This window comes from Pseudomonas fluorescens, assembly GCF_902498065.1.
In the GTDB taxonomy this organism is placed as follows: Bacteria; Pseudomonadota; Gammaproteobacteria; order Pseudomonadales; family Pseudomonadaceae; genus Aquipseudomonas; species Aquipseudomonas fluorescens_BJ.
On sequence record NZ_CABVIR010000004.1, the window covers coordinates 12,010 to 33,041 of the forward strand.

The window sequence follows — 21,032 nt, forward strand, 5'->3', positions numbered from 1 at the left end:
TTGTCGGCTGGGTGCTGCGACCTCCGTCGGCTGACATCCTGTCAGCCCTGCAACACATGGGTATGTCTCAAGCCTCTCGCAAAAAAAACAAACGGTCTACTGTCATAACTGACAGAAGAAAAGTGCGTGTTCCTGCGTCAGCCAAGGCTTACGCAGGAACGCTGTTCAGCCTTTTACAGATGCGGAGCAGGCATCGCGGCCGCAGGCGCCGGGGCTTTGAGCTGTTTAAGCTGAGACTTGATCGGTGTCGTCGCGCATTTGGCCGTGGCTTGCCCGGGCGTCAGGTTGCGGATCGAGGTGTAGAACAGTTCGCAGGTTTTATCTGCCTGGGCCACCTGCCAGGTCTGGGTGCAACTTCTCAGTTCAATGTCTGGATTGCTGTCCGGGTCTCGGCCCATGGCGGCTTGCCAGCACGCGGCACTCAAGTCCTGGCCCATGACTTTCAGGCCCGCCGCGTCAGCCTGGGCCTGGGCATCCTTACCGGTATAGCTGTCCGGGTCGGCGGCGTACCAGATGTAGCTTGGATGGTTGGAACCCAGCACCGGCACTTTTACCCCGTCCTTCGGACTGATGGTTACCAGGCCTAGCACGTTCACGGTTGGCCCGTATTGCTGTTTGATCCAGTTGCGCACCGGCGCGCCGAAGGCGACCATCGGCAGCGTGGTACCGCTGGCGTTCTGGCTGACTTCCTTGACCATGGTGGTCTGGTAGTCCTTGAAGTAGTCGTAGACGCCTTCCAGATCCTTGCCTGCGTTGGAGGGCGCGGCAATCGGCGCGATGTCGATGATGGTCTGGAAAGCCGGCGTCTGATCGGCAGCGATCCCGTTGACCGTCAGCAGCGTGGCCCAACGATCAGTGGTGGCCGACTTCAAGTAATCCTGTGCCTGGGTCAGCGAATAATCCGGCGGGAAGTGCAGCAACTCGACACTTCTGCGGTTCTCCAGTGCCATGCCCAGCGGCAGGAACAAGTACCAGCTATAAGCCCACTTGCCGTCGGCATTCAGCTTGCTGGCGCCGGTGTAGGCCAGGTCGCCGGCATCGAGCAGCGCCGCCAACGGCTTTTCATAGCCTCTGGGCACCCCGGTGATGGCGGCATAGAGCTGATCGTTATCGGTTTTGACTTGCACCTTCGCGTCGCTGTAACCATCGCGCTGCACGCTTTGGGTCAGGTAATGCTCGACGGTTTGCTCCAGCGTCCAGTTGCGAAAGCAGATCACGTTGCAGTTGTTGGGGTAGGCAAACAGCCGGGTGACGCGCTCGGTGCTGCCCAGTTTCAGATCGGCATCGGCATGGGCGACGGTACTCAGGGTGAGGGCGGCGAGGGTGAGTCCTGCGAGTTTGAACATGCTCAGATCCTTTTCAGCGTGTGGGCCCCTGAAAACGGAGGCGAGTACAGTGGGATGTGACAGGTCGGGTTACAAGTGGCGCAGTGTTTACCTCTCTCAAGCACTGCTAGACTGGCGCAATACTGCACTGGGTAAAGGTGAAATATGAAGCCCTCGATTGCACTTGATCTACAACGAGTTGCCGTTCGTGAGGTTGTCGGCCGCTTTCGTACAGCCAATCCTCGTGTGTTCGGTTCGGCACTGCTCGGGACGGATAAAGAGGGGAGTGACCTTGATCTGCTGGTAGATGCACTGCCAGGTGCCACACTTTTTGATCTTGGCGGCCTTCAGGTTGAACTTGAGGATTTGTTGGGGGTGAGTGTCGATCTGCTGACGCCCGGCGATCTTCCTGTGAAGTTTCGCCAGCAGGTGCTTGAGCAGGCTCGTCCCGTATGACCGATAACCGTCTCGGCGATTACCTTGACCATATGCGTCAGGCCGCTGGGGATGCGCTGATCTTTGTCGAAGGTTTGAGTAAAGAAGAGTTCTTCGACGACAAACGAACCCCAGCAAGCCGTCATCATGAGCCTCATCATTATTGGCGAGGCCGCGACCAAAATCATGGATCGTTACGTCGAGTACGCCACGCAGAACCCTCAGGTGCCATGGCGCAGCATGCGAGGTATGCGCAACCGCATTGCTCACGGCTACTTCGTTATCAATCTGGAAGTGGTGTGGGATACGGTTCAGGCTGCTTTGCCTGAACTTCTGAAGGTGTTACCCACCGATAAAGACTGATCGCACCTGCCTCACAGCAGGTGCAATCAACACCGTTTAAGGCATCACCGGCGCCGTATACGTCAGCGTCGTCCCCAACGCCCACAGTAGAAACAGCACCAGTGGCGTGTGCACCAGCAGTTGCACGAACGAAAACCCGATCAAGTCCCGTGCCTTCAACCCCAGTACGCCCAGCAGCGGCAACATGTAGAACGGGTTGATCAGGTTCGGCAGGGCTTCGGCGGCGTTGTAGATCTGCACGGCCCAGCCCAGGTGGTAGTTCAGGTCGGTGGCCACTTGCATCACATACGGCGCTTCGATGATCCACTTGCCGCCGCCCGACGGAATGAAGAACCCGAGGATCGCCGAGTACACGCCCATCAGCAGGGCGTAGGTGTCGTGGGACGCGATTTGTACGAAAAAGGTCGAGATGTGGTGCGCCAGGGTCTGCGCGTCAGTGCCTTTGACCGTGGTCATCAACGCAGCGATCGAACCGTACAACGGGAACTGGATCAGCACGCCGGTGGTGGTCGGCACCGCGCGTGACACCGCATCGAGGAAGCTTCGCGGGCGCCAGTGCAGCAAGGCACCGAGCATGATGAACAGGAAGTTGTAGGTGTTCAGGCCGGAAATCGCACTGATCGCCGGTTTGGTCGAGAACTCGTGAAACAGCCACCCGGCCGCCAGCAACACCAGCAGAATCGTCAGCAACGGGCTGTGTTCCAGCCATTCGCCGGGGCGGGTGCGCGGTTGCAATGGCGGCAGGTTGAAGCTCGGGTCGATGCCGCAGGCTTCGGCATCACGGGCCGAGTTCGGGCCGGGTGCGGTGGCGTAGGCAATGATCAGCGAGACCACGATCAGCGCGAGCAGCATGACGCCGGACTGCCAGAGAAAGATCGTTTGTGTGAAAGGAATCACCCCGGTGATCGACAGAATCGACGGCGGCAGGCTGGCCGGGTTGGCCTGCAATTGCGCGGCGGACGACGACAGGCCCAAGGCCCACACGGCGCCAAGGCCCAGATACGCTGCTGCGCCGGCCGCGCGGTAATCCATTTTCAGATCGACGCGACGGGCGAGGGCACGCACCAGCAAGCCGCCGAATACCAGCGACAGACCCCAGTTCAGTAGCGACGCGACCATGGAAATCAACGCCACCCATGCTACGGCGGAACGGCCGTTCTTGGGGATGCGCGCCAGGCGGTCGATCAGTTTCACGGCGGGAGGCGAGCTGGCAACCACATAGCCGCCGATCACCACGAAGGCCATCTGCATGGTGAACGGGATCAGGCTCCAGAACCCGTCACCGAATGCCATCGCCGCGTCGGTGGGTTTGGCGCCCATGAACAGGGTGGCCACGGCGACGATGATCACCGCCAGCGCGGCGAATACCCAGGAGTCGGGAAACCAGCGTTCGGCAAAACTTGAACAGCGCAGGGCAAAACGGGCGGAGCGGGTATCTTCGATATCAGCAGCCACGGGAGTACCTCGAATTTTTATGTTTGTTGTGGTCTTCAGGGTCGCAGAGGCCCATCTGGACAGGTGCCAACAGTAAATCAATCGGTCACGATTTGTGACGAAGTTTTTAGCCATACGGGACGATGGTCTAACGGGTTGTCCGCTGGCGCATTTGCGTAGACCATGGGCGCCTTGGTTTCTTGTCCATGCCAGAGTTCTTTTTGATGACTGCTCTCAACGATTCGCGCCCGGCACCGTTCAGCCGCTCGGACTACAAGACCCTCGGCCTTGCGGCCCTTGGCGGTGCGCTGGAAATCTACGATTTCATCATTTTCGTGTTTTTCGCCCTGACCCTCAGCCAGCTGTTCTTTCCGCCGGAAATGCCCGAATGGCTGCGCTTGCTGCAAAGTTTCGGGATTTTCGTCACCGGTTACCTGGCGCGGCCGTTGGGCGGGATCCTGATGGCGCATTTCGCCGACCGGCTGGGGCGCAAGAAAGTCTTCAGCTTGAGCATTTTGATGATGGCGCTGCCGTGCCTGCTGATCGGCATCATGCCGACCTACGCCCAGATCGGCTATTTCGCGCCGCTGCTGCTGTTGGCCCTGCGGATTCTGCAAGGCGCGGCGGTGGGCGGAGAAGTGCCGAGTGCCTGGGTGTTTGTCGCCGAGCACGCACCGGTCGCGCACCGTGGTTACGCGCTCGGTTTCCTGCAAGCGGGGCTGACCTTTGGTTACTTGATCGGCGCGCTGACGGCGACCTTTCTGGCGCAGGCGTTCACCCCGGCGGAAATCCTCGATTACGCGTGGCGTTACCCGTTCCTGCTGGGCGGCGTGTTTGGCGTGATAGGCGTCTGGCTACGCCGCTGGCTCAGCGAAACCCCGGTGTTCATGGCGATGCAGGCGAAACGCGATGACGCGGTCGAACTGCCGCTACGCACGGTTTTGCGCGAACATCGCCTGGCGATTTTGCCGGCGATGATTCTCACCTGCGTGCTGACTTCGGCCGTGGTGGTCTTTGTGGTCATCACTCCCACCATGATGCAGAAAACCTTCGGCATGACCGCCAGCCACACCTTTGCCCTGAGCGCGTTGGGCATCGTGTTCCTGAACATCGGCTGCGTGCTGGCCGGTTTGCTGGTCGACCGCATCGGCGCCTGGCGCACGGTGATGCTGTATAGCCTGCTGCTGCCGCTGGGCATTGGCGTGCTCTATACCAGCCTGATCATTGGCAGCCACTGGATCGGTCTGGCGTACGCGATTGCCGGCCTGAGTTGTGGCGTGGTCGGCGCGGTGCCGTCGGTGATGGTCAGCCTGTTCCCGGCGCGGATTCGCGTGTCGGGGATTTCCTTCACGTACAACATTGCCTACGCCGCGTGGGCGAGTATCACACCGCTGTTGCTGATCGGCCTGATGCCGTGGAGTCCCTGGATTTGCGTGATCTTCTGCGCGGTGATGGGCGCGGTGGGTGTGAGCAGCGCGTTGTATTTCGGTGCGCGCATGCCGAGGACGGGCAACTGCCCGGCGGCTGGTGCCATCTGATTGAAGGCGGCGTGGCGCACATGACGAATATTTTTGTAGGACAACCCTGAAACACTCTTCAGAAAATACTCCCAAGGCCGATGGTTAGGCTGCATGCCGCTTTCTATCCCTGCCCATCGGTGCTTTCCCATGTTCAACAAACGCTTGAAGCAAGAGTTGTCGGCTCTTCGCGAAGAACTCTCCAGCCTTCAGCAAGTGAAGGAAAGTCTGGAAAGCGAAATGCTGGTCCTGACCCTTGATCCCGATGGGCGTATTCAATCGGTCAATCAGAATTTTCTCAGCGAGATGCTCTACAAGAGCCACGACCTGATCGATCGTCCGATCGAAGACATCGTGCCGCCCCACGTGAAGTCCGATGAATTCCACCACCGTTTCAAGGCCGCGCTGACCCGTGGCGAGCACTTCTCCGGTGCAGTGCGCCTGCTGCGAGGTGATGGCCAGGAAGCCTGGTTGCGCTCGATCGTGCAGCCGGTGCGTTCCTCGGACGGGCGGATCAAGCATTTCTCGATTTTTTCCAGTGACCTGACCCGCACCATCGAGGCGTCCCGTGAGCATGAGAACCTGATCGGCGCGCTGGTGCGCTCGACGGCGGTGATCGAGTTTGACCTCGCTGGCAACGTGCTCGCAGCCAATGAACGGTTCCTCAACGGCATGGGTTACAGCCTGGCGCAAATCAAGGGCAAACATCACCGCACCTTCTGCGATGCGCAGGAGTACAGCAGTGCCGAGTATCAGGACTTCTGGCGTCGCCTGAATGCCGGAGAGTTCGTCGCCGGCCGCTTCAAGCGCGTGGATAGCCACGGGCGTACGGTCTGGCTGGAGGCGTCCTACAACCCGGTGGTCGACGCCAACAACAAGCTCTATAAAGTGGTGAAGTTCGCCACCGTGATTACCGATCAGGTCAATCAGGAACACGCCGTCGCAGAAGCGGCCAACATTGCCTACGGCACCTCGCAACAAACCGATCAAAGCGCCCAGCGCGGCACGGCCGTGGTGACACAAGCGGTGAACGTGATGCGCGACCTGGCCGAGCACATGCAAACCGCCGGCGAGGGAATCGAAGCGCTGAATGAGCAATCGCTGGTGATCGGCACCATCGTCAAAACCATCAGTGGCATCGCCGAACAGACCAACCTGCTGGCGCTCAACGCGGCCATCGAAGCCGCCCGGGCCGGAGAGCAGGGGCGTGGTTTTGCCGTGGTGGCGGACGAGGTCCGGCAACTGGCTTCGCGCACAAGTCAGGCCACCGATGAAATCGTGTTGGTGGTGCGTCAGAACCAGGACATGGCGCGTAACGCCGTAGCCCTGATGACCGACGGTAAACTTCAGGCCGAACAAGGCCTGGCGCTGGCGGCAGAGGCGGGCACGGTGATTGTCGAAATTCAGGACGGCGCGCAGAAAGTGGTGAATGCGGTCGGACAGTTCGCCAATCAGCTATCGAGTTGATGCCTGCCAACCGGGTGGAAATCGCTACAATCGGCATCTTTCCCCAGGAGCAGATGCCCATGAGCGCTTCCCATCGCCGCCCGGTTCCCTTGTCCAAGGCTTATCGTCTGCTCAATCATGGGCCGACCGTGCTGGTCAGCGCCGCCCATGACGGGCAGCGCAACATCATGGCGGCGGCCTGGGCCATGCCGCTGGATTTCGAACCGCCGAAAATTGCCGTGGTGCTGGACAAGTCCACCTGGACCCGGCAACTGCTGGAAGCGTCGGGCACGTTCGTGCTGAACGTACCCTGCGCCGCCCAGGCCGATATCGTGCAAACCGTTGGCTCGACATCCGGGCTGGAGCTGACTCAGGGCCAGGGCCGGGACAAATTCCAGACCTATGATTTGCAGACTTTCAGCGGCGAGCTGATCGATGCGCCGATGCTCGAAGGTTGCGTGGCCTGGCTGGAATGCCGACTGCTGCCGGAGCCCGGCAATCACCAACAGTACGATCTGTTCCTGGCCGAAGTGATTGCCGCCCAGGCGGACGAGCGCGTGTTCAGCGACGGTCGCTGGCACTTCGAGGGGCACGATGCATTGCGCACCTTGCACCACGTGGCGGGAGGGCATTTCCTGACAATCGGTGATCCGGTGGACGGCAAGACCTTACAGCCGTAAGACGTCACACCCAGAGGTCGTTCTGCGCCGTGCGTTCGCCACCCTTGTCACCGGTGTTCAACACGCCTCGGGGTTCGATCAGCAGGAGTTTCACCTCCTGCCCGGCGAACGGCTTGTGCTCGACACCCTTGGCCACCACATACATTTCGCCGGCATTCACCAGCACGTGACCATCGCGAAAATCGATGCGCAACTGGCCTTCCAGAACGATGAAGGCTTCGTCGGTATCGTGGTGGTCGTGCCAGATGAAATCCCCCAGCAACTTCACCACCTTGCACTGATAGTCGTTCATTTCGGCGATGACCCGCGGTGTCCAGTGCGAGTCGATCCGGGAGATTTTTTCGGCGAAATTCAGGCTTTCGTAGGCTTTCATGGCGCAGCTCTCATGGTTGATCGTCAAACCACGATAGCCAGCGCAGCAGCGTGCTTCTTGTACGATTGTGCGTGGCTCAGCGCCGGTGCATCTTCATCCAGCGCGCGGGCGACAAACCGTAGGTTTTGCTGAACTGGCGGGTCATGTGGCTCTGATCGGTGAAGCCGGCGATCAGTGCGGCGCTGACCAGCGACTGCCCTTGAATCAGCAGCGAACGAACCAGATCGAGTCGGCGCATGGTCAAGTAACGGTAAGGGCTGGTGCCGAACAACAGGCGAAAATCTCGCGACAGACTCCAGCGATCCCGGCCGCTGTGGTGCGCCAGTTCTTCCAGCGTCACGGTGCGATCCAGTGCGCTGTGCATGTATTCCCGCGCGCGCTCCGCGGCCCTGTAGTCGAAGCTTGCATGCCTGGCAGTGACTCCGCCAGCGCTGTTCAAGGCTTGCGCCAGATCGAACAGCGCGTCCTGCGCTTCCAGCGGTTCGAGGGGTATATCGAGGCTGCGCAGCAGGACTTCGGTGGCGGCGAACAGGCGCGGGTCGGGCGACAAGCCGTTCTTGATGAACGGTAGCGGCTGACCGCCGAGCATCTGCTGGATCAGCGCCGGTTCGATGTACATCATTCGGTACTGAAACCCGGTCTCGGTCCCGGCCTCGCCATCGTGGACTTCGTCCGGGTGCAGCACCATCGTCCCGCCGGGCAGGCTGTGGCGCCAACCGCCGCGGTACTGGAAGCGCTGCACGCCGGCGAGGGTGTGGCCGATGGCGTAGGTGTCGTGGCGATGCAGGTCGTAGCCATGTCCGGCAAAAAATGCCTCGAACCGCTGCAGACCCGCCACATCGGGCGCGCGTTGGAACCAGTCATTGTGCGGTGGGTGTCTGGTCATGCTGATCGTTGCCTGGAACTCGATACGGATCACGTTAACCCAGTGATCGGTCGTCTGTCTTCTGGCCGATGGAAGGCCTCGTGCAAGTAGAAAACCGAAGGGAAATGTTGCACTGTGTTGCACATCTTCTGCAGCCACGAAGGCGACCCCCATCATGGAAATGTCCCACCTGAGCTACGCCGCACCCTTGTTGTCGCTGGCGCTGCTGTGGACCGTTGCGGTGGTGACGCCGGGACCGAATTTTTTCAACATCGCGCAACTGGCGGCCAGTCAATCCAAGCGTCATGGCGTGGTAGCCGCGCTGGGCGTGGCGACGGGCACGGTGCTCTGGGGGCTGGCGGGCGGGCTGGGCATCAAGTCGCTGTTCAGCGCGGCGCCGACGCTTTACCTGGGTTTCAAGATTGCCGGTGGCTGTTACCTGATCTATCTGGGTTTGAAGCAGTTCAAGCGCAAAGCGCCGGTGACTGCGGGCGACAACCGCTTGATTGCCGATGCGGGGCGCACGTTGTGGTCGGTGTATGGCCAGGGTTTTCTGGGCAACATGACCAACCCCAAATCCGCACTGTTCGTCGCGACGATCTTCGCGACCGCCATGCCTGCGACGGTGCCGCCGATGTTGCTGGCGCTGGCCGTACTGACCATGGCGACGTTGTCGTTCAGTTGGTATTGCAGCGTGGCGCTACTGTTCTCCAGCCGTCGGATGACGCGGGTGTACGACCGTTCGCGCACATGGCTGGATCGCTTTGCCGGCAGTTGCTACCTGTTGTTCGGTGCGCATCTGGTGGCCAGTCGTTGAGGAGTTCTGAATGAGTAAACTGCGGATTGGCATTATTTTTGGTGGCCGTTCGGCTGAACATGAAGTGTCGCTGCAATCGGCGAAAAACATCGTCGACGCGCTGGACCGGTCGCGTTTCGAACCGGTATTGATCGGCATCGACAAGCAGGGCCACTGGCATCTCAACGATCCGTCGAACTTCCTGCTCAACCAGGAAAACCCGGCGCTGATCGCCCTCAACCAGTCCAACCGCGAACTCGCCGTGGTGCCGGGCAAGGCCAGTCAGCAATTAGTGGAAACCTCCAGTCAGGAACTGTTGGGGCATGTTGATGTGATCTTCCCGATCGTTCACGGCACGCTGGGCGAAGACGGTTGCCTTCAAGGCTTGCTGCGCATGGCCGATCTGCCGTTTGTCGGCTCCGATGTGCTGGGCTCGGCCGTGTGCATGGACAAAGACATCAGCAAACGTCTGCTGCGCGACGCGGGGTTGGCGGTGACACCGTTCGTCACCCTGACTCGCGCAACGGCCAAGCGCACCGGGTTCGCCGAGGTCCAGGCCAAACTCGGCCTGCCGCTGTTCGTCAAACCGGCGAATCAGGGTTCTTCGGTGGGCGTGAGCAAGGTCAACGATGAAGCCGAATACACGGCAGCAGTCGAACTGGCTCTCGGCTTCGATGAGAAAGTGCTGGTCGAATCAGCCGTCAGTGGCCGCGAGATCGAGTGCGCGGTGCTCGGCAACGAAGACGCCATCGCCAGCGGTTGCGGCGAAATCGTCATCCGCAGCGGGTTCTATTCCTACGACAGCAAGTACATCGACGCACAGGCCGCTGAAGTGGTGGTCCCGGCCGACATCAGCAGCGAAACCAGCGAGCGCATTCGAGCACTGGCTGTCGAGGCGTTTCAGGTGTTGGGCTGTTCCGGGTTGGCGCGAGTCGATGTGTTCCTGACCGACAGCGGCGAAGTGCTGATCAACGAGATCAACTCGCTCCCCGGTTTCACCCGCATCAGCATGTACCCCAAGCTGTGGCAGGCCACGGGCATGACGTACAGCGAGCTGGTCAGTCGTCTGATCGAGCTGGCGCTGGAGAAGCACAAGGCGCGGCAGGCGCTGAAGATTTCTCGCTGAGAAAAGTTAACTGACATCATGAAGGCCTGCGCACGTAACGTATTCAAAGAGGAAAAGGCTGCGCAAGCATGAGGATCAGGATGGGTTCTCCATGGAAAAGGCCTACCACCCGGTAAGCCCTTTCCATGCCGCGCAGGACTCAATCCCCCAACGCTTCTCCCTCCCGCCGCGGATCCGCTCCGCCTGCCAGCGAGGCTTTCCCCTGCGCATCCTTGACCCGGACAATCGCCTGAGTGCCGCTGGTCATGTCGATCTCGGTCACGCTGTGCCCCTTGTCCTTCAACGCCTGAATCAAACCCGCACTGAACTGCCCCTGTTCCAGTTCGGTCGGGCCGTTGCGGCTGCCGAAGTTGGGGAGGTTGATGGCGGTTTGCGGGTCGAGGTTCCAGTCGAGCAGGCCGACCGTGGATTTGGCGACGTATTCAATGATCTGCGAGCCGCCGGGAGAGCCGAGGGTGGCGAGGAATTCGCCGCTCTGGCGGTCGAAGATCAGGGTGGGCGCCATGGACGAGCGCGGGCGTTTGCCGGGTTCGACGCGGTTGGCGACTTTCTGTCCGTTTTCTTCGGGAATGAATGAGAAGTCGGTCATCTGGTTGTTGAGCAGGAAGCCCTGAACCATCAGGTGTGAGCCAAATGCGGATTCGACCGTGGTGGTCATCGACACCGCTCCGCCCAGGTCATCGACGGCCACCACTTGCGAGGTGGAAATGCGCAGCGGCGAACGGTCCGGCGCGTAGGCGACCTGAATGCCCGGCGGCGTGCCAGGCTGGGCCGTGCCCATGCTGCGATCGCCGATCAGGGCGGCGCGGCTGGCGAGATAGGTCGGGTCCACCAGGCCCTTGACGGGGACGGGCACGAAGTCGATGTCGGCGACGTACTGTGCGCGATCGGCGTAAGCGAGGCGCTCGGCTTCGGAGATCAGGTGCACGGCTTCAGGGGCCGGTTCAAGGCCTGCGGGGAGGGTGCTTTTGACTGGCTTCAATGGCGCCAGGGCATAACGCGGGTCACGGGCTTCCAGGGCCTGCAAGGTGCCGAGGATCTGCGCCACGGCGATTCCGCCCGACGACGGCGGCGGCATGCCGCAGACTTGCCAGCGTTTGTAATCAGTGCACAACGGCGCGCGTTCCTTGGCGGTGTAGCCGTTGAGATCGCTCAGCGACAGGCTGCCGGGGTTGGCGTGGCCCTGAACCTTGGCGACGATTTCCTGCGCGATGGGACCTTTGTACAACGCATCGGGACCTTCCTCTGCGATGCGTTTGAACGCAGCGGCCAGCGCCGGGTTTTTCAGTGAGGTACCGACGGCTTTCGGGCTGCCATCGGCGTTCAGGAAGTACGCCATCATGTCTGGCGAGCGCTGCATGGACGAATCCGACGCGATCAACTGATGCAGGCGTGGCGAGATGGGGAAACCTTGCTCCGCGAGTCTGATCGCCGGCTCGAACAGCTGCGCCCATGGCAGGCGCCCGTGTTTCTGATGGGCCAGTTCCAGGGCCCGCAACACGCCGGGGGTGCCCACGGAACGACCGCCAATCTGCGCCTGAGTGAACGGCATCGGTTTGCCGTCGGCTTGCAGGAACAGCTTCTCGGTGGCGCCGGCCGGCGCAGTTTCACGACCGTCGTAGGTGCGCACGGTTTTGCCGTCCCAGAGCATGATCAATGCACCACCGCCAATCCCCGAGGATTGCGGCTCGACCAGCGTCAGCACCGCTTGCATCGCAATAGCGGCGTCAATCGCCGAACCGCCCTGACGCAACATCGCTCGTCCGGCTTCGGCGGCGAGCGGATTCGCCGCTGCGGCCATATGTTTTGAGGCATGCCGGGTCTGCAGATCGGAGCGATAGCCCGAGGCGGTTTCCGGTGCGAGGGGTAACGTCGAAGCGGGCGGAACGTTGCACGCCGCGAGGGTTAATGCGCCGACAATCAGCGAAAGGGCTGACAGGCGATAGCGATTCAAGCGAAGGGCTGAGAACACGCGGGGCACTCCGTCCGTGGGAAAGGTCAGGGGACTTTATCGGCCGACAGCCAGTGACGCAAACCACGGGACGTTTTTGTCCTTCTTCCATTGGTAGATTTTCTGTAGGGTCAAGGGCAGCAGACGAGTCAGAAGATCAACAAGAGGCAGGCATGCAGACCGACTTCCCCGCACAGCCGAGCTATGGCGCTCAGCGTGAACAGTTTCTGGCAGCAGCGAATGCGGCCGGCGCGATACTGACCGAGTATCCGCACCCGCTCAAAGGCCCGTTCGGTGAACCTCTGAGCACCGATGTGGCGGTGCTCGGTGATCCGGCCGCCCAGCGCTTGCTGGTCGCGCTGAGTGGCACTCACGGGGTCGAGGGCTTCTATGGCTCGGGTTGCCAGATCAAGTGGATGCAGGAGTTGGGCAAGCGTTCATTACCGGCCGATGTCGCGGTGGTGTTTGTCCATCTGATCAATCCCTGGGGCACGGCGTGGCTGCGCCGGGTCAACGAAGACAACATCGACCTCAATCGCAATCACCTGAACTTCGAACATCCGCTGCCGGACAATCAGGCCTACGCCGCGCTGCATGAAATCTATGCCTGCACTGAGCTGACAGGCCCCGAGCGTGATCGCGCCGATGCGCTGCTTGATCAGCAGATCCACGAACACGGCTGGCCGGCGGTGATGTCGATTGTCGAGGGCGGCCAGCACAGTCATCCCGACGGTCTGTTTTACGGCGGGCGGGCACCGAGCTGGTCGAACCGCACGTTGCACCGGATCCTTCAAAAACATGTCGCCCACGCCGATGTCGCGATGTGCTTTGACTTGCACACCGGCGCCGGGGAATACGGCCATCCGATGTTGCTGACCATTACCGAGTCCGCTTATCCAGCGTTGCCGGATGCGCAGGCGATTTACGGGCCGTGGCTCTATACGCTGCTGACCGGCGCCGACACGCTGAGCGAAACCGGCGTGGCTGCGACAGCCACCGGCTACACCTCGCAGGCGTTGATCGACGCGCTGCCGCAGGTGCGATTGATGCCTTTCGTGATCGAGTGCGGGACTTATCCGGGGGCCGAGGTTCACCGTCATTTGCGCGATGACCATTGGTTGCATCTGCACGGCAATCCGAGTGATGCGGTAGGGCGTGAAATCAAACTGAATCTGCTGGAGCAGTTCTATCCCGCCGACAGCGACTGGCAGGCGATGGTCTGGCTGCGTACGTGGCAGATATGGGAGCGGGGGTTGTCAGCGTTGGCGGTGATGCGTTCCTGAGGCGTGCTTTTGTTGCCCGAACCCGGCTCATGGTTCGGGCAACTTTTCTCGAGGCATAAAAAAACGGCCTACCTTTCGGTAAGCCGTTTTTAGTACTTGGTGGCTACACAGGGACTTGAACCCCGGACCCCAGCATTATGAATGCTATGCTCTAACCAACTGAGCTATGTAGCCAAGTGGCGCGCATTATTCACCGGTAATGAAGATGCGTCAAGCGTAAATCTAAAATATTTCTCTACGCTTTCAACCGCTTATCCATCTGAGCCGAAAAGCCGGACCGGGGAGGGCGTCAACCGAGCTGGAATCTCCCGGTATTGGCGCTCAGGGCCTTGCTGCCCTGACTCAAGGTGTCAGCTGCCAGGTTCACCGCCCGCGCGCCTTCGAGCAAGCGCACTGCCGCCTGATCGACTTGCTGGATGTTGCCGCTGACTTCGTCGGCAGTGGTTGCCTGCTCATCGACCGCTGTGGCGATCTGCGCCAGGGTGTCGGTGACGCTTTGGACGGCGCTGGCGATTTCCCCCAGTCGCTCGCCGAGGCCGGTGACCGCTTGCGCATCGGATTGCGCCTGGCCGCAGGCGGCTTCCATCAGGCTCACGGCTTCATTCACCGTGTTACGCAAGCTGTCGACGGTGCCGGCGATCTGCGCGGTGGACGATTGGGTGCGTTGCGACAGGCTGCGCACTTCATCGGCGACCACCGCAAAGCCTCGACCCTGTTCACCCGCACGGGCGGCTTCGATGGCGGCGTTGAGCGCCAACAGGTTGGTCTGCTCGGCGACGCCGCGAATAGTGTCGACCACCAATTGAATCTGCTGGCCTTGTTCGCTGACCCGTCCGAGCGCCGCCGCCGTGTCGTTCAAACGCTGGTTGAGCTGTTGAATGCTCGCGGTGGTGCGTTGGCTGTCACGGCTGCTGTCGGCGGCGATGCGCTGAGTGTGCTGAGCGCTGCCGGAGGCCTGTTCGCAACTCTGGGCGACGCCTTGAGAGGTCGCGGCCAATTGCGTTGCCGCTGCGGCGATCTGACTGATCTGCAATTGCTGCGCTTCGACCTCACCCAACGCACCACTGGAGTGATGGTTGAGCGTGCGCACCGCGTTACTCAGTTGCAGGGTTTCGTGGTCGACCCCCAGCAAGCTGTTGCGCAGTTGCACCACGGCGACGTTGAGCGCAGTGCTGATCGCCGCCAGTTCGTCGCGGCCTTCAACCGGCACTTGCAGGCTCAGATTGCCGTCACGCAAGGCTTCGGCCAGCAGCGTGATGCCACTGGCGCTGCGGCGGATCGAGGCCTGCAAGCAGATGAACAGGTATAACGCGGCCAGCAACAGGCAACCAAAGATCGCTGCCACCACAATGAACTGGCGGATCGCCGAGCCATGGTAGTAATCCAGACGCTGATCCAGCGAGACCAACGATTGCTGCCGTAATGAAGCGAGGTCGGTGAGCAGGCTGTCGAGACTACGTTCGAATTCTTCAGGCTTGAGTTTGATGCTGCCGCCAAACACGCCGTCATCGAGGACTTTCAGCTCGGCGTCGAGGTGTTTGAGGCTGTCATGGTATTGCCCGGCCCAAGTCTGCAAGGCACTGGGCAGGCGCGCTTCGAGCAGGCCAGCGGTTTTAGCCAGCTGCTCACGGGCGTCGCCAATGCGGCTGCGCAGGTCGCGCAACTGCAGACGGCTTTGCAGGGTGAACTGACCGGACACCACCGACGCCTGGCCGACGCTGGCCAGACGGCCTACGCGCTCGATCAGGTCCGGCGCGTGTTGCGTGGAGATCTGCGTCAGCAGATAAGTTTCCAGCCATGGCGCGAGCGTCAGGCGATTGTCCATGGCGATCTGTTCACGCAAGGCTTGCAGCGCGCTCAAGGCATTGGTGAAGCGATCGTAACCGTCCGGCCACCAGCCGACGCTGCTCAGGCTTTTCGAGTCGAGGCCATTGAGGGCGGTTTGCAAGGCTTGATAGCGGGCCTGGGTTTCGCCCTCGGCGCCTTCGGCTTGCAAGGCGTTGCCGAGGTCCGTGGTGGCTTGGGCGACAGCGGGTTGAACCGCATCGAACGCCGCCATCGCGGCAAGCGTTGCCGGTGTCGGCTGGCGATTGGTCTCGGTGGCACGCCATCGCGCGGCGCGGTCACGCTGGGCGGCGAGCAGGTTATCCAGTGCATCCAGTGCGAGCAGTTGCCGAACCCCGGCACGCTCGCCGGAAATCAGGTTCAGTTTGGCGCGATAGTCCTGACCGATCATCAGCAGGCTACCCGCCAGCGGCAGGATAAACAGCAGAAACAACAACTGAAATTTACGGGCGAAGCCGAAACGCCCCAGCAACCCGATCCCCGGAGATAAAAAAGCCTGCATGCCCCATGACTCCTCTGGACACCACGCACCAATGGCGTGCGTCGAGGTCATTGCGACCGCGACTCGTGCCCTTTTTAAAGGCCTCGAAAGTTCACCCTCGTCAGCTCTGTAGGCCGACTCTGTAGCGAAACTTCCCATTCTCGGTGCCCTTTGTAAGGGCGCCGCGTTGAAGCGGATAAACAAGGCAAGATTCAGACCATGGCGTTGCGCTATTACTTGCGCAATTTAGTTCGTTAGCTGGCTAAGGGGATGGCGCTGCTGCACTGAAAAATGGCACATTGAGGCACCTGCCCGTGTGCACCCATCTGCTGTACGGAAATTCCCATGGCTATCAGCAATGCCCAGACCGGCACACCGCCGGCGTCCGCGACTTCACAAAGCAGCCCCTTGGTCATGCGCATCATCGGCGCGGTGGCGCTGGCGCATTTGATCAACGACCTGATTCAGTCGGTGCTGCCGTCGATCTACCCGATGCTCAAGGCCAACTACGGTCTGACCTTCACCCAGGTCGGACTGATCACCCTGACCTTTCAGTTGACGGCCTCGCTGTTGCAACCGTGGGTCGGTTACCACACTGATCGTCATCCCAAGCCCTGGCTACTTCCGGCCGGGACGGTGTGCACGTTGATTGGTATTTTGATGATGTCGGTGGTCGGTAACTTTCCGATGATCCTGTTGGCGGCGGGGTTGATCGGTATCGGTTCTTCGACGTTTCACCCGGAAGCTTCTCGTGTGGCGCGATTAGCCTCAGGTGGGCGTTTCGGCTTCGCACAGTCGACGTTTCAGGTCGGCGGTAACGCGGGTTCGGCCTTCGGTCCATTGCTGGCGGCGGCGATCATCATTCCGTTCGGTCAGGGCCATGTCGCATGGTTCGGCCTGTTCGCGGTGTTTGCGCTGTTTGTGCTTTACCGGATCAGCCGCTGGTACGCCAATCACTTGAGCCTGTTCAAGCTCAAGCAAGGTCAGGCGGCGACGCATGGTTTGTCGAAGGGCCGAGTGATCAGTGCGCTGGTGGTGCTCGGGTTGCTGGTGTTCTCCAAGTATTTCTACATGGCAAGTTTCACCAGCTACTTCACCTTCTACCTGATCGAGAAATTTGACCTGTCGGTGGCCAGTTCGCAACTGCATTTGTTCCTGTTTCTGGGGGCGGTGGCGGCGGGGACCTTCTTCGGCGGACCGATTGGCGACAAGATCGGGCGTAAGGCGGTGATCTGGTTCTCGATCCTCGGCGTGGCACCGTTCACGCTGATCCTGCCGCATGTTGATTTGTTCTGGACCAGCATTCTGAGCGTGGTGATCGGCTTCATCCTCGCCTCTGCATTCTCGGCCATCGTGGTTTATGCGCAGGAATTGGTACCGGGCAATGTCGGGATGATCGCAGGGGTGTTCTTTGGGCTGATGTTCGGTTTCGGCGGGATTGGCGCGGCATTGCTCGGGCATCTGGCAGATGTCCACGGCATCGAATACGTGTACTTCCTGTGTTCGTTCTTGCCGCTGCTTGGGGTGTTGGCAATCTTTCTGCCACGAACCAAAAAAGTCTGACCCGTACCGACCGGTATAGAGATTTTTAGTATTAAAGCGCGCTTGCAGCTGTGATTGCCGTTTGCGCAAATCACTGTCCTGATGGAAACTTCGCGCCTTTCTGGACTCGATAAGGATGCGAGCAGTGGAGTTTGACAGGAATCAATTTATCGCCAATCACGGCATTGTCTTCAACGTCACCCGTTTCAGCGTCACCCCCAGTGATCGAGGTGGCCTCAGGACGCTCCATTTCGGGGAAGCGAAATCGGCCCATTTTGAGGTCAGCAGTTTGCTAGTCGAGCTGTATGACAAGATGCTCGCCCAAGACCTGCCCTGCGTGATGATGGTAGGTATCTCCAACCCGCTGACCCGCAAGCAGGGTGACCTGCTCAACAACCAGCGCATGAGTATTGCCAACATTACTGCCGGGGTCTTTACGGCGGCTGGCTCTAAAGTGCCGGTTATTGGTCTCGCTGTCGGACCGGCGGCAGGCTATTTTGGCCGAGAGTTGGTAAAGAGCAAGTTACCGACCTATCACGCTGGCGATGTCATCGTCAGTCTGGATGCTCAAGTCAGTGGCGGCATCGGACCACAGCGCTCGGTGTCTTCCATGATCATCAAGTCACAAGGGGCATAGACCCATGAGTCTCTATAGTCAGTATGCGTTGGCAGGCGTGGGGATGCTGCTGCTATACACTTGCGTAAGGAGCTACGTACTCAGGAAATGGCTGGGTATTGCTCTGGTCGGTTTGGGCTTTTGCTTGATGCTTGTGCTGCCGCCCTATATAGGCAGTATTGATGTCGGGATCTTTGCAATCGCGGTAGTGGGGGCGGGCGCTTCGATGTTCTTCAATCGGAGGAAGTACCAGGTGTGAGATAGCGGAGCCGCCGTCGCATTTGGTGTGCTGGTTTGATCCATTAAAAAACAGGCACAAAAAAGCCGCGTTTAAACGCGGCTTTTTCTTGGGTCAGTGCTTCGTTCTGAATAACGTCAGACGTTAAAACGGAAGTGCATCACGTCGCCGTCTTTCACGATGTAGTCCTTGCCTTCCAGACGCCATTTACCGGCTTCTTTGGCGCCGGCTTCGCCCTTGTACTGGATGAAGTCGTCGTAGGCGATGACTTCGGCGCGGATGAAGCCTTTTTCGAAGTCGGTGTGGATCACGCCAGCGGCTTGCGGTGCGGTGGCACCGACGCGGACGGTCCAGGCGCGGACTTCTTCGACACCGGCGGTGAAGTAGGTCTGCAGGTGCAGCATTTCGTAGCCGGCGCGGATTACGCGGTTCAGGCCTGGTTCTTCGAGGCCCAGGGCTTCGAGGAACATGTCTTTCTCTTCGCCGTCTTCCAGTTCGGCGATTTCGGCTTCGATCTTGTTGCAGACCGGAACCACCATGGCGCCTTCTTCTTCGGCGATGGCTTTGACGATGTCCAGCAGCGGGTTGTTCTCGAAACCGTCTTCAGCGACGTTGGCGATGTACATGACCGGCTTGGTGGTCAGAAGGTGGAAGCCACGGATCACCGCCTTGTCGTCGGCCGCCATGTTCTTCATCAGGGTGCGCGCAGGCTTGCCGAGGGTGAAGTGAGCGATCAACTGCTCCAGCAGGCCCTTCTGGACAACGGCGTCCTTGTCACCACCCTTGGCGTTACGGGCGACTTTCTGCAGTTGCTTTTCGCAGCTGTCGAGGTCGGCGAAGATCAGTTCCAGATCGATGATTTCGATGTCGCGTTTCGGGTCGACGCTGTTGGAGACGTGAATCACGTTCTCGTCTTCGAAGCAGCGGACCACGTGGGCGATGGCATCGGTTTCACGGATGTTGGCGAGGAATTTGTTGCCCAGGCCTTCACCTTTCGAGGCGCCGGCAACCAGGCCAGCGATGTCGACGAATTCCATGGTGGTCGGCAGGATGCGCTTCGGATTGACGATGGCCGCCAAGGCTTCCAGACGTGGATCCGGCATCGGCACGATACCGGTGTTCGGCTCGATGGTGCAGAAGGGGAAGTTCTCGGCCGCGATCCCGGATTTGGTCAGGGCGTTGAACAGGGTGGACTTGCCGACGTTAGGCAGGCCGACGATGCCGCAATTGAATCCCATGGTGTTTCCCCTCGGGTAAAAGTCAGGCCTTCTGGCTGTGCAGGTTTTTCATCGCGCGGTTCCATTCCCCGGCGAGGATATCCGGCAGCACGCCGAGGGCAAAGTCGATGCTGGCATCGAGTTTTTCCTGTTCGGCGCGTGGCGCACGACCCAGGACGAAATTTGAAACCATACTGGCTACGCCTGGGTGGCCAATGCCAAGCCGCAAGCGGTAGAAGGTATTCTGATTGCCCAGTTGCGCGATGATGTCGCGCAACCCGTTGTGACCGCCATGGCCGCCGCCCTGTTTGAGTTTGGCAACGCCCGGAGGCAGGTCGAGTTCGTCATGCGCCACGAGTATTTCTTCAGGCTTGATGCGGAAGAATCCTGCGAGTGCCGCGACGGCCTGGCCGCTACGGTTCATGTACGTGGTAGGAATCAGCAGACGAACATCCTGACCCTGGTGCGAATAGCGCCCGGTCAGGCCGAAATATTTGCGATCTGCCACAAGGTTGACGCCTTGTGCGTTCGCGATGCGCTCAACAAAAAGGGCCCCTGCGTTATGCCGGGTCTGTTCGTATTCAGCGCCTGGATTTCCCAGGCCAACGATCAGTTTGATGGCAGTCACGATAGGGGCCCTTCCTTGGAGTGGTGGATAACATCGCCGCGACCAGAGTGTGCGGCGAAAGTGGACGACAAGTGCTCATTTACCATTATGTAAACTCCGCGTTCTCGCCCGCTTTCTCGCTACGTTCCAGTCCGCGATGTTACCTGGTCACTCCGGCATCACAGAGTGAATTACTCTGCAGCGCCTTCAGTAGCTTCTGGAGCAACACGTGGAGCGTGGACGTTGGCAACAGCCTTGTCATCGCCGTGTGCCAGAGCAACAAACTCAACGCCTTTAGGGGCTTTGAGGTCGGACAGGTGAATGATCGAACCGATTTCGGCGTTAGCCAGGTCGACTTCGATGAATTCAGGCAGGTCTTTCGGCAGGCAGGAAACTTCGATTTCAGCAACAACGTGCGAAATTTCGCCGCCTTTCTTGACCGGTGCTTCTTCGTTGACGAAGTGCACTGGAACGATAGCGGTCAGCTTTTGGCCGGCAACTACGCGTACAAAGTCAGCGTGCATCACGTGGCCTTTGGCCGGGTGACGTTGCAGAGCTTTGATGATTACGTTTTGCTTGGTGCCGCCAACGTTCAGCTCGATGATGTGGCTGTAAGCCGCTTCGTTTTCGAGCAGTTTGGCAACTTCTTTAGCCAGCATGCTGATGGATTCAGGGGCTTTTTCGCCACCGTAAACTACAGCTGGTACCAGGCTTGCGAGACGACGCAGGCGGCGGCTCGCACCTTTCCCCAGGTCGGAACGCACTTCAGCATTCAGAGTAAATTCGTTCATGTTGTATCTCCAAAATAACCACATTCGCCCCAGCGTTTGCGACCAGCGCTAAAGGCGATATGGGCAAAAAAGCCCCGCCCCGACAGGAATGCCGGGGCGGG

The 21,032-nt window shown here is 60.0% G+C and carries 18 protein-coding genes, 1 tRNA gene and 3 pseudogenes; 12 read left to right on the plus strand and 10 right to left on the minus strand.

The features are described from left to right. Positions 1-173 precede the first annotated feature (173 nt). Complete coding sequence (locus F8N43_RS15985; protein ID WP_150633052.1) at positions 174-1,346, minus strand: hypothetical protein; 1,173 nt, start codon at positions 1,344-1,346, stop codon at positions 174-176. Positions 1,347-1,490: 144 nt separating this feature from the next. Here F8N43_RS15985 and F8N43_RS15990 point away from each other — a divergent pair, with 144 nt between their 5' ends. Together F8N43_RS15990 and F8N43_RS15995 are read left to right on the plus strand one after the other, a co-directional pair. After that, the gene (locus F8N43_RS15990; protein ID WP_150639835.1) at positions 1,491-1,781 is read left to right on the plus strand and encodes a nucleotidyltransferase family protein; all 291 of its coding nucleotides are present in this window, start codon (positions 1,491-1,493) and stop codon (positions 1,779-1,781) included. Then, positions 1,778-2,123, plus strand: a pseudogene (locus tag F8N43_RS15995) (DUF86 domain-containing protein). Before F8N43_RS15990 ends, F8N43_RS15995 begins: the two are co-directional and overlap by 4 nt. Positions 2,124-2,159: 36 nt before the next feature. Here the strand turns inward: F8N43_RS15995 and F8N43_RS16000 are convergent. Next, on the minus strand, positions 2,160-3,578 hold the full coding sequence (locus tag F8N43_RS16000) for a short-chain fatty acid transporter (protein WP_150639834.1): 1,419 nt from the start codon (positions 3,576-3,578) through the stop codon (positions 2,160-2,162). A gap of 203 nt (positions 3,579-3,781) precedes the next feature. On the opposite strand from F8N43_RS16000, the gene F8N43_RS16005 reads away from it, so the two are divergent. From F8N43_RS16005 to F8N43_RS16015, 4 genes and pseudogenes are all read left to right on the plus strand, one after another. After that, entirely contained in the window at positions 3,782-5,095 is a 1,314-nt protein-coding gene (locus tag F8N43_RS16005; RefSeq protein ID WP_150639833.1) for an MFS transporter, read from the plus strand. A gap of 219 nt (positions 5,096-5,314) precedes the next feature. Beyond that, a pseudogene (locus tag F8N43_RS29885) lies at positions 5,315-5,950 on the plus strand (PAS domain-containing protein); the annotation flags it as partial. Between the two features lie 156 nt (positions 5,951-6,106). Then, positions 6,107-6,541 (plus strand): annotated as a pseudogene (locus F8N43_RS29890) (methyl-accepting chemotaxis protein); the annotation flags it as partial. 59 nt (positions 6,542-6,600) lie between these two features. Continuing rightward, positions 6,601-7,200 (plus strand): flavin reductase family protein, encoded by a 600-nt coding sequence (locus F8N43_RS16015; RefSeq protein WP_150654027.1) that lies wholly within the window; start codon positions 6,601-6,603, stop codon positions 7,198-7,200. Positions 7,201-7,204: 4 nt separating this feature from the next. Here the strand turns inward: F8N43_RS16015 and F8N43_RS16020 are convergent, their stop codons facing one another. Both F8N43_RS16020 and F8N43_RS16025 read right to left on the minus strand, forming a co-directional pair. Beyond that, positions 7,205-7,573, minus strand: a complete 369-nt coding sequence (locus F8N43_RS16020; protein ID WP_150654028.1) for a cupin domain-containing protein — start codon at positions 7,571-7,573, stop codon at positions 7,205-7,207. Between the two features lie 76 nt (positions 7,574-7,649). Continuing rightward, the gene (locus tag F8N43_RS16025; RefSeq protein WP_150654029.1) at positions 7,650-8,459 is read right to left on the minus strand and encodes an AraC family transcriptional regulator; all 810 of its coding nucleotides are present in this window, start codon (positions 8,457-8,459) and stop codon (positions 7,650-7,652) included. A gap of 154 nt (positions 8,460-8,613) precedes the next feature. On the opposite strand from F8N43_RS16025, the gene F8N43_RS16030 reads away from it, so the two are divergent. Next, positions 8,614-9,255 carry a LysE family translocator gene (locus F8N43_RS16030; protein WP_150654030.1) on the plus strand — a complete coding sequence of 214 codons (642 nt, stop codon included), beginning with the start codon at positions 8,614-8,616 and terminating at the stop codon, positions 9,253-9,255. 10 nt (positions 9,256-9,265) lie between these two features. Next, positions 9,266-10,360 (plus strand): D-alanine--D-alanine ligase, encoded by a 1,095-nt coding sequence (gene ddlA / locus F8N43_RS16035; protein WP_150654031.1) that lies wholly within the window; start codon positions 9,266-9,268, stop codon positions 10,358-10,360. 139 nt (positions 10,361-10,499) lie between these two features. Here the strand turns inward: ddlA and ggt are convergent, their stop codons facing one another. Further along, positions 10,500-12,332: a gamma-glutamyltransferase gene (ggt, locus tag F8N43_RS16040; RefSeq protein WP_150654032.1), complete on the minus strand. Its 1,833-nt coding sequence runs from the start codon at positions 12,330-12,332 to the stop codon at positions 10,500-10,502. A gap of 152 nt (positions 12,333-12,484) precedes the next feature. On the opposite strand from ggt, the gene F8N43_RS16045 reads away from it, so the two are divergent. Beyond that, positions 12,485-13,594, plus strand: coding sequence for a DUF2817 domain-containing protein (locus tag F8N43_RS16045; RefSeq protein WP_150654033.1), 1,110 nt, complete (start codon positions 12,485-12,487; stop codon positions 13,592-13,594). 97 nt (positions 13,595-13,691) lie between these two features. On the opposite strand, the gene F8N43_RS16050 is transcribed toward F8N43_RS16045, so the two are convergent. Both F8N43_RS16050 and F8N43_RS16055 read right to left on the minus strand, forming a co-directional pair. Next, positions 13,692-13,768: transfer RNA gene (locus F8N43_RS16050), tRNA-Met, on the minus strand. A 115-nt stretch (positions 13,769-13,883) separates the two neighbouring features. After that, positions 13,884-16,079 (minus strand): methyl-accepting chemotaxis protein, encoded by a 2,196-nt coding sequence (locus tag F8N43_RS16055; protein WP_412072594.1) that lies wholly within the window; start codon positions 16,077-16,079, stop codon positions 13,884-13,886. A gap of 186 nt (positions 16,080-16,265) precedes the next feature. Here F8N43_RS16055 and F8N43_RS16060 point away from each other — a divergent pair, with 186 nt between their 5' ends. From F8N43_RS16060 to F8N43_RS16070, 3 genes are all read left to right on the plus strand, one after another. Next, positions 16,266-17,483 (plus strand): MFS transporter, encoded by a 1,218-nt coding sequence (locus F8N43_RS16060; RefSeq protein WP_150633066.1) that lies wholly within the window; start codon positions 16,266-16,268, stop codon positions 17,481-17,483. Positions 17,484-17,607: 124 nt separating this feature from the next. After that, positions 17,608-18,099: a hypothetical protein gene (locus F8N43_RS16065; protein WP_150639826.1), complete on the plus strand. Its 492-nt coding sequence runs from the start codon at positions 17,608-17,610 to the stop codon at positions 18,097-18,099. 4 nt (positions 18,100-18,103) lie between these two features. After that, positions 18,104-18,337, plus strand: coding sequence for a hypothetical protein (locus tag F8N43_RS16070; protein ID WP_150633068.1), 234 nt, complete (start codon positions 18,104-18,106; stop codon positions 18,335-18,337). A gap of 116 nt (positions 18,338-18,453) precedes the next feature. Here the strand turns inward: F8N43_RS16070 and ychF are convergent, their stop codons facing one another. From ychF to F8N43_RS16085, 3 genes are all read right to left on the minus strand, one after another. Then, on the minus strand, positions 18,454-19,554 hold the full coding sequence (gene ychF, locus F8N43_RS16075; RefSeq protein WP_017340760.1) for a redox-regulated ATPase YchF: 1,101 nt from the start codon (positions 19,552-19,554) through the stop codon (positions 18,454-18,456). A 22-nt stretch (positions 19,555-19,576) separates the two neighbouring features. Continuing rightward, a complete protein-coding gene (gene pth / locus F8N43_RS16080) occupies positions 19,577-20,161 on the minus strand; it encodes an aminoacyl-tRNA hydrolase (RefSeq protein WP_008037207.1) in 585 nt (194 codons plus the stop codon). 170 nt (positions 20,162-20,331) lie between these two features. Next, positions 20,332-20,931 carry a 50S ribosomal protein L25/general stress protein Ctc gene (locus F8N43_RS16085; protein ID WP_150633114.1) on the minus strand — a complete coding sequence of 200 codons (600 nt, stop codon included), beginning with the start codon at positions 20,929-20,931 and terminating at the stop codon, positions 20,332-20,334. Positions 20,932-21,032 lie beyond the last annotated feature (101 nt).

Bases quoted from the DNA above. Each gene is read 5' to 3' on its own strand.
- F8N43_RS15985 (WP_150633052.1), bottom strand. From the start codon at position 1,346: ATGTTCAAACTCGCAGGACTCACCCTCGCCGCCCTCACCCTGAGTACC.
- F8N43_RS15990 (WP_150639835.1), top strand. From the start codon at position 1,491: ATGAAGCCCTCGATTGCACTTGATCTACAACGAGTTGCCGTTCGTGAG.
- F8N43_RS16005 (WP_150639833.1), top strand. From the start codon at position 3,782: ATGACTGCTCTCAACGATTCGCGCCCGGCACCGTTCAGCCGCTCGGAC.
- F8N43_RS16015 (WP_150654027.1), top strand. From the start codon at position 6,601: ATGAGCGCTTCCCATCGCCGCCCGGTTCCCTTGTCCAAGGCTTATCGT.
- F8N43_RS16020 (WP_150654028.1), bottom strand. From the start codon at position 7,573: ATGAAAGCCTACGAAAGCCTGAATTTCGCCGAAAAAATCTCCCGGATC.
- F8N43_RS16025 (WP_150654029.1), bottom strand. From the start codon at position 8,459: ATGACCAGACACCCACCGCACAATGACTGGTTCCAACGCGCGCCCGAT.
- F8N43_RS16030 (WP_150654030.1), top strand. From the start codon at position 8,614: ATGGAAATGTCCCACCTGAGCTACGCCGCACCCTTGTTGTCGCTGGCG.
- ddlA (WP_150654031.1), top strand. From the start codon at position 9,266: ATGAGTAAACTGCGGATTGGCATTATTTTTGGTGGCCGTTCGGCTGAA.
- F8N43_RS16045 (WP_150654033.1), top strand. From the start codon at position 12,485: ATGCAGACCGACTTCCCCGCACAGCCGAGCTATGGCGCTCAGCGTGAA.
- F8N43_RS16055 (WP_412072594.1), bottom strand. From the start codon at position 16,079: ATGGGAAGTTTCGCTACAGAGTCGGCCTACAGAGCTGACGAGGGTGAA.
- F8N43_RS16060 (WP_150633066.1), top strand. From the start codon at position 16,266: ATGGCTATCAGCAATGCCCAGACCGGCACACCGCCGGCGTCCGCGACT.
- F8N43_RS16070 (WP_150633068.1), top strand. From the start codon at position 18,104: ATGAGTCTCTATAGTCAGTATGCGTTGGCAGGCGTGGGGATGCTGCTG.
- ychF (WP_017340760.1), bottom strand. From the start codon at position 19,554: ATGGGATTCAATTGCGGCATCGTCGGCCTGCCTAACGTCGGCAAGTCC.
- F8N43_RS16085 (WP_150633114.1), bottom strand. From the start codon at position 20,931: ATGAACGAATTTACTCTGAATGCTGAAGTGCGTTCCGACCTGGGGAAA.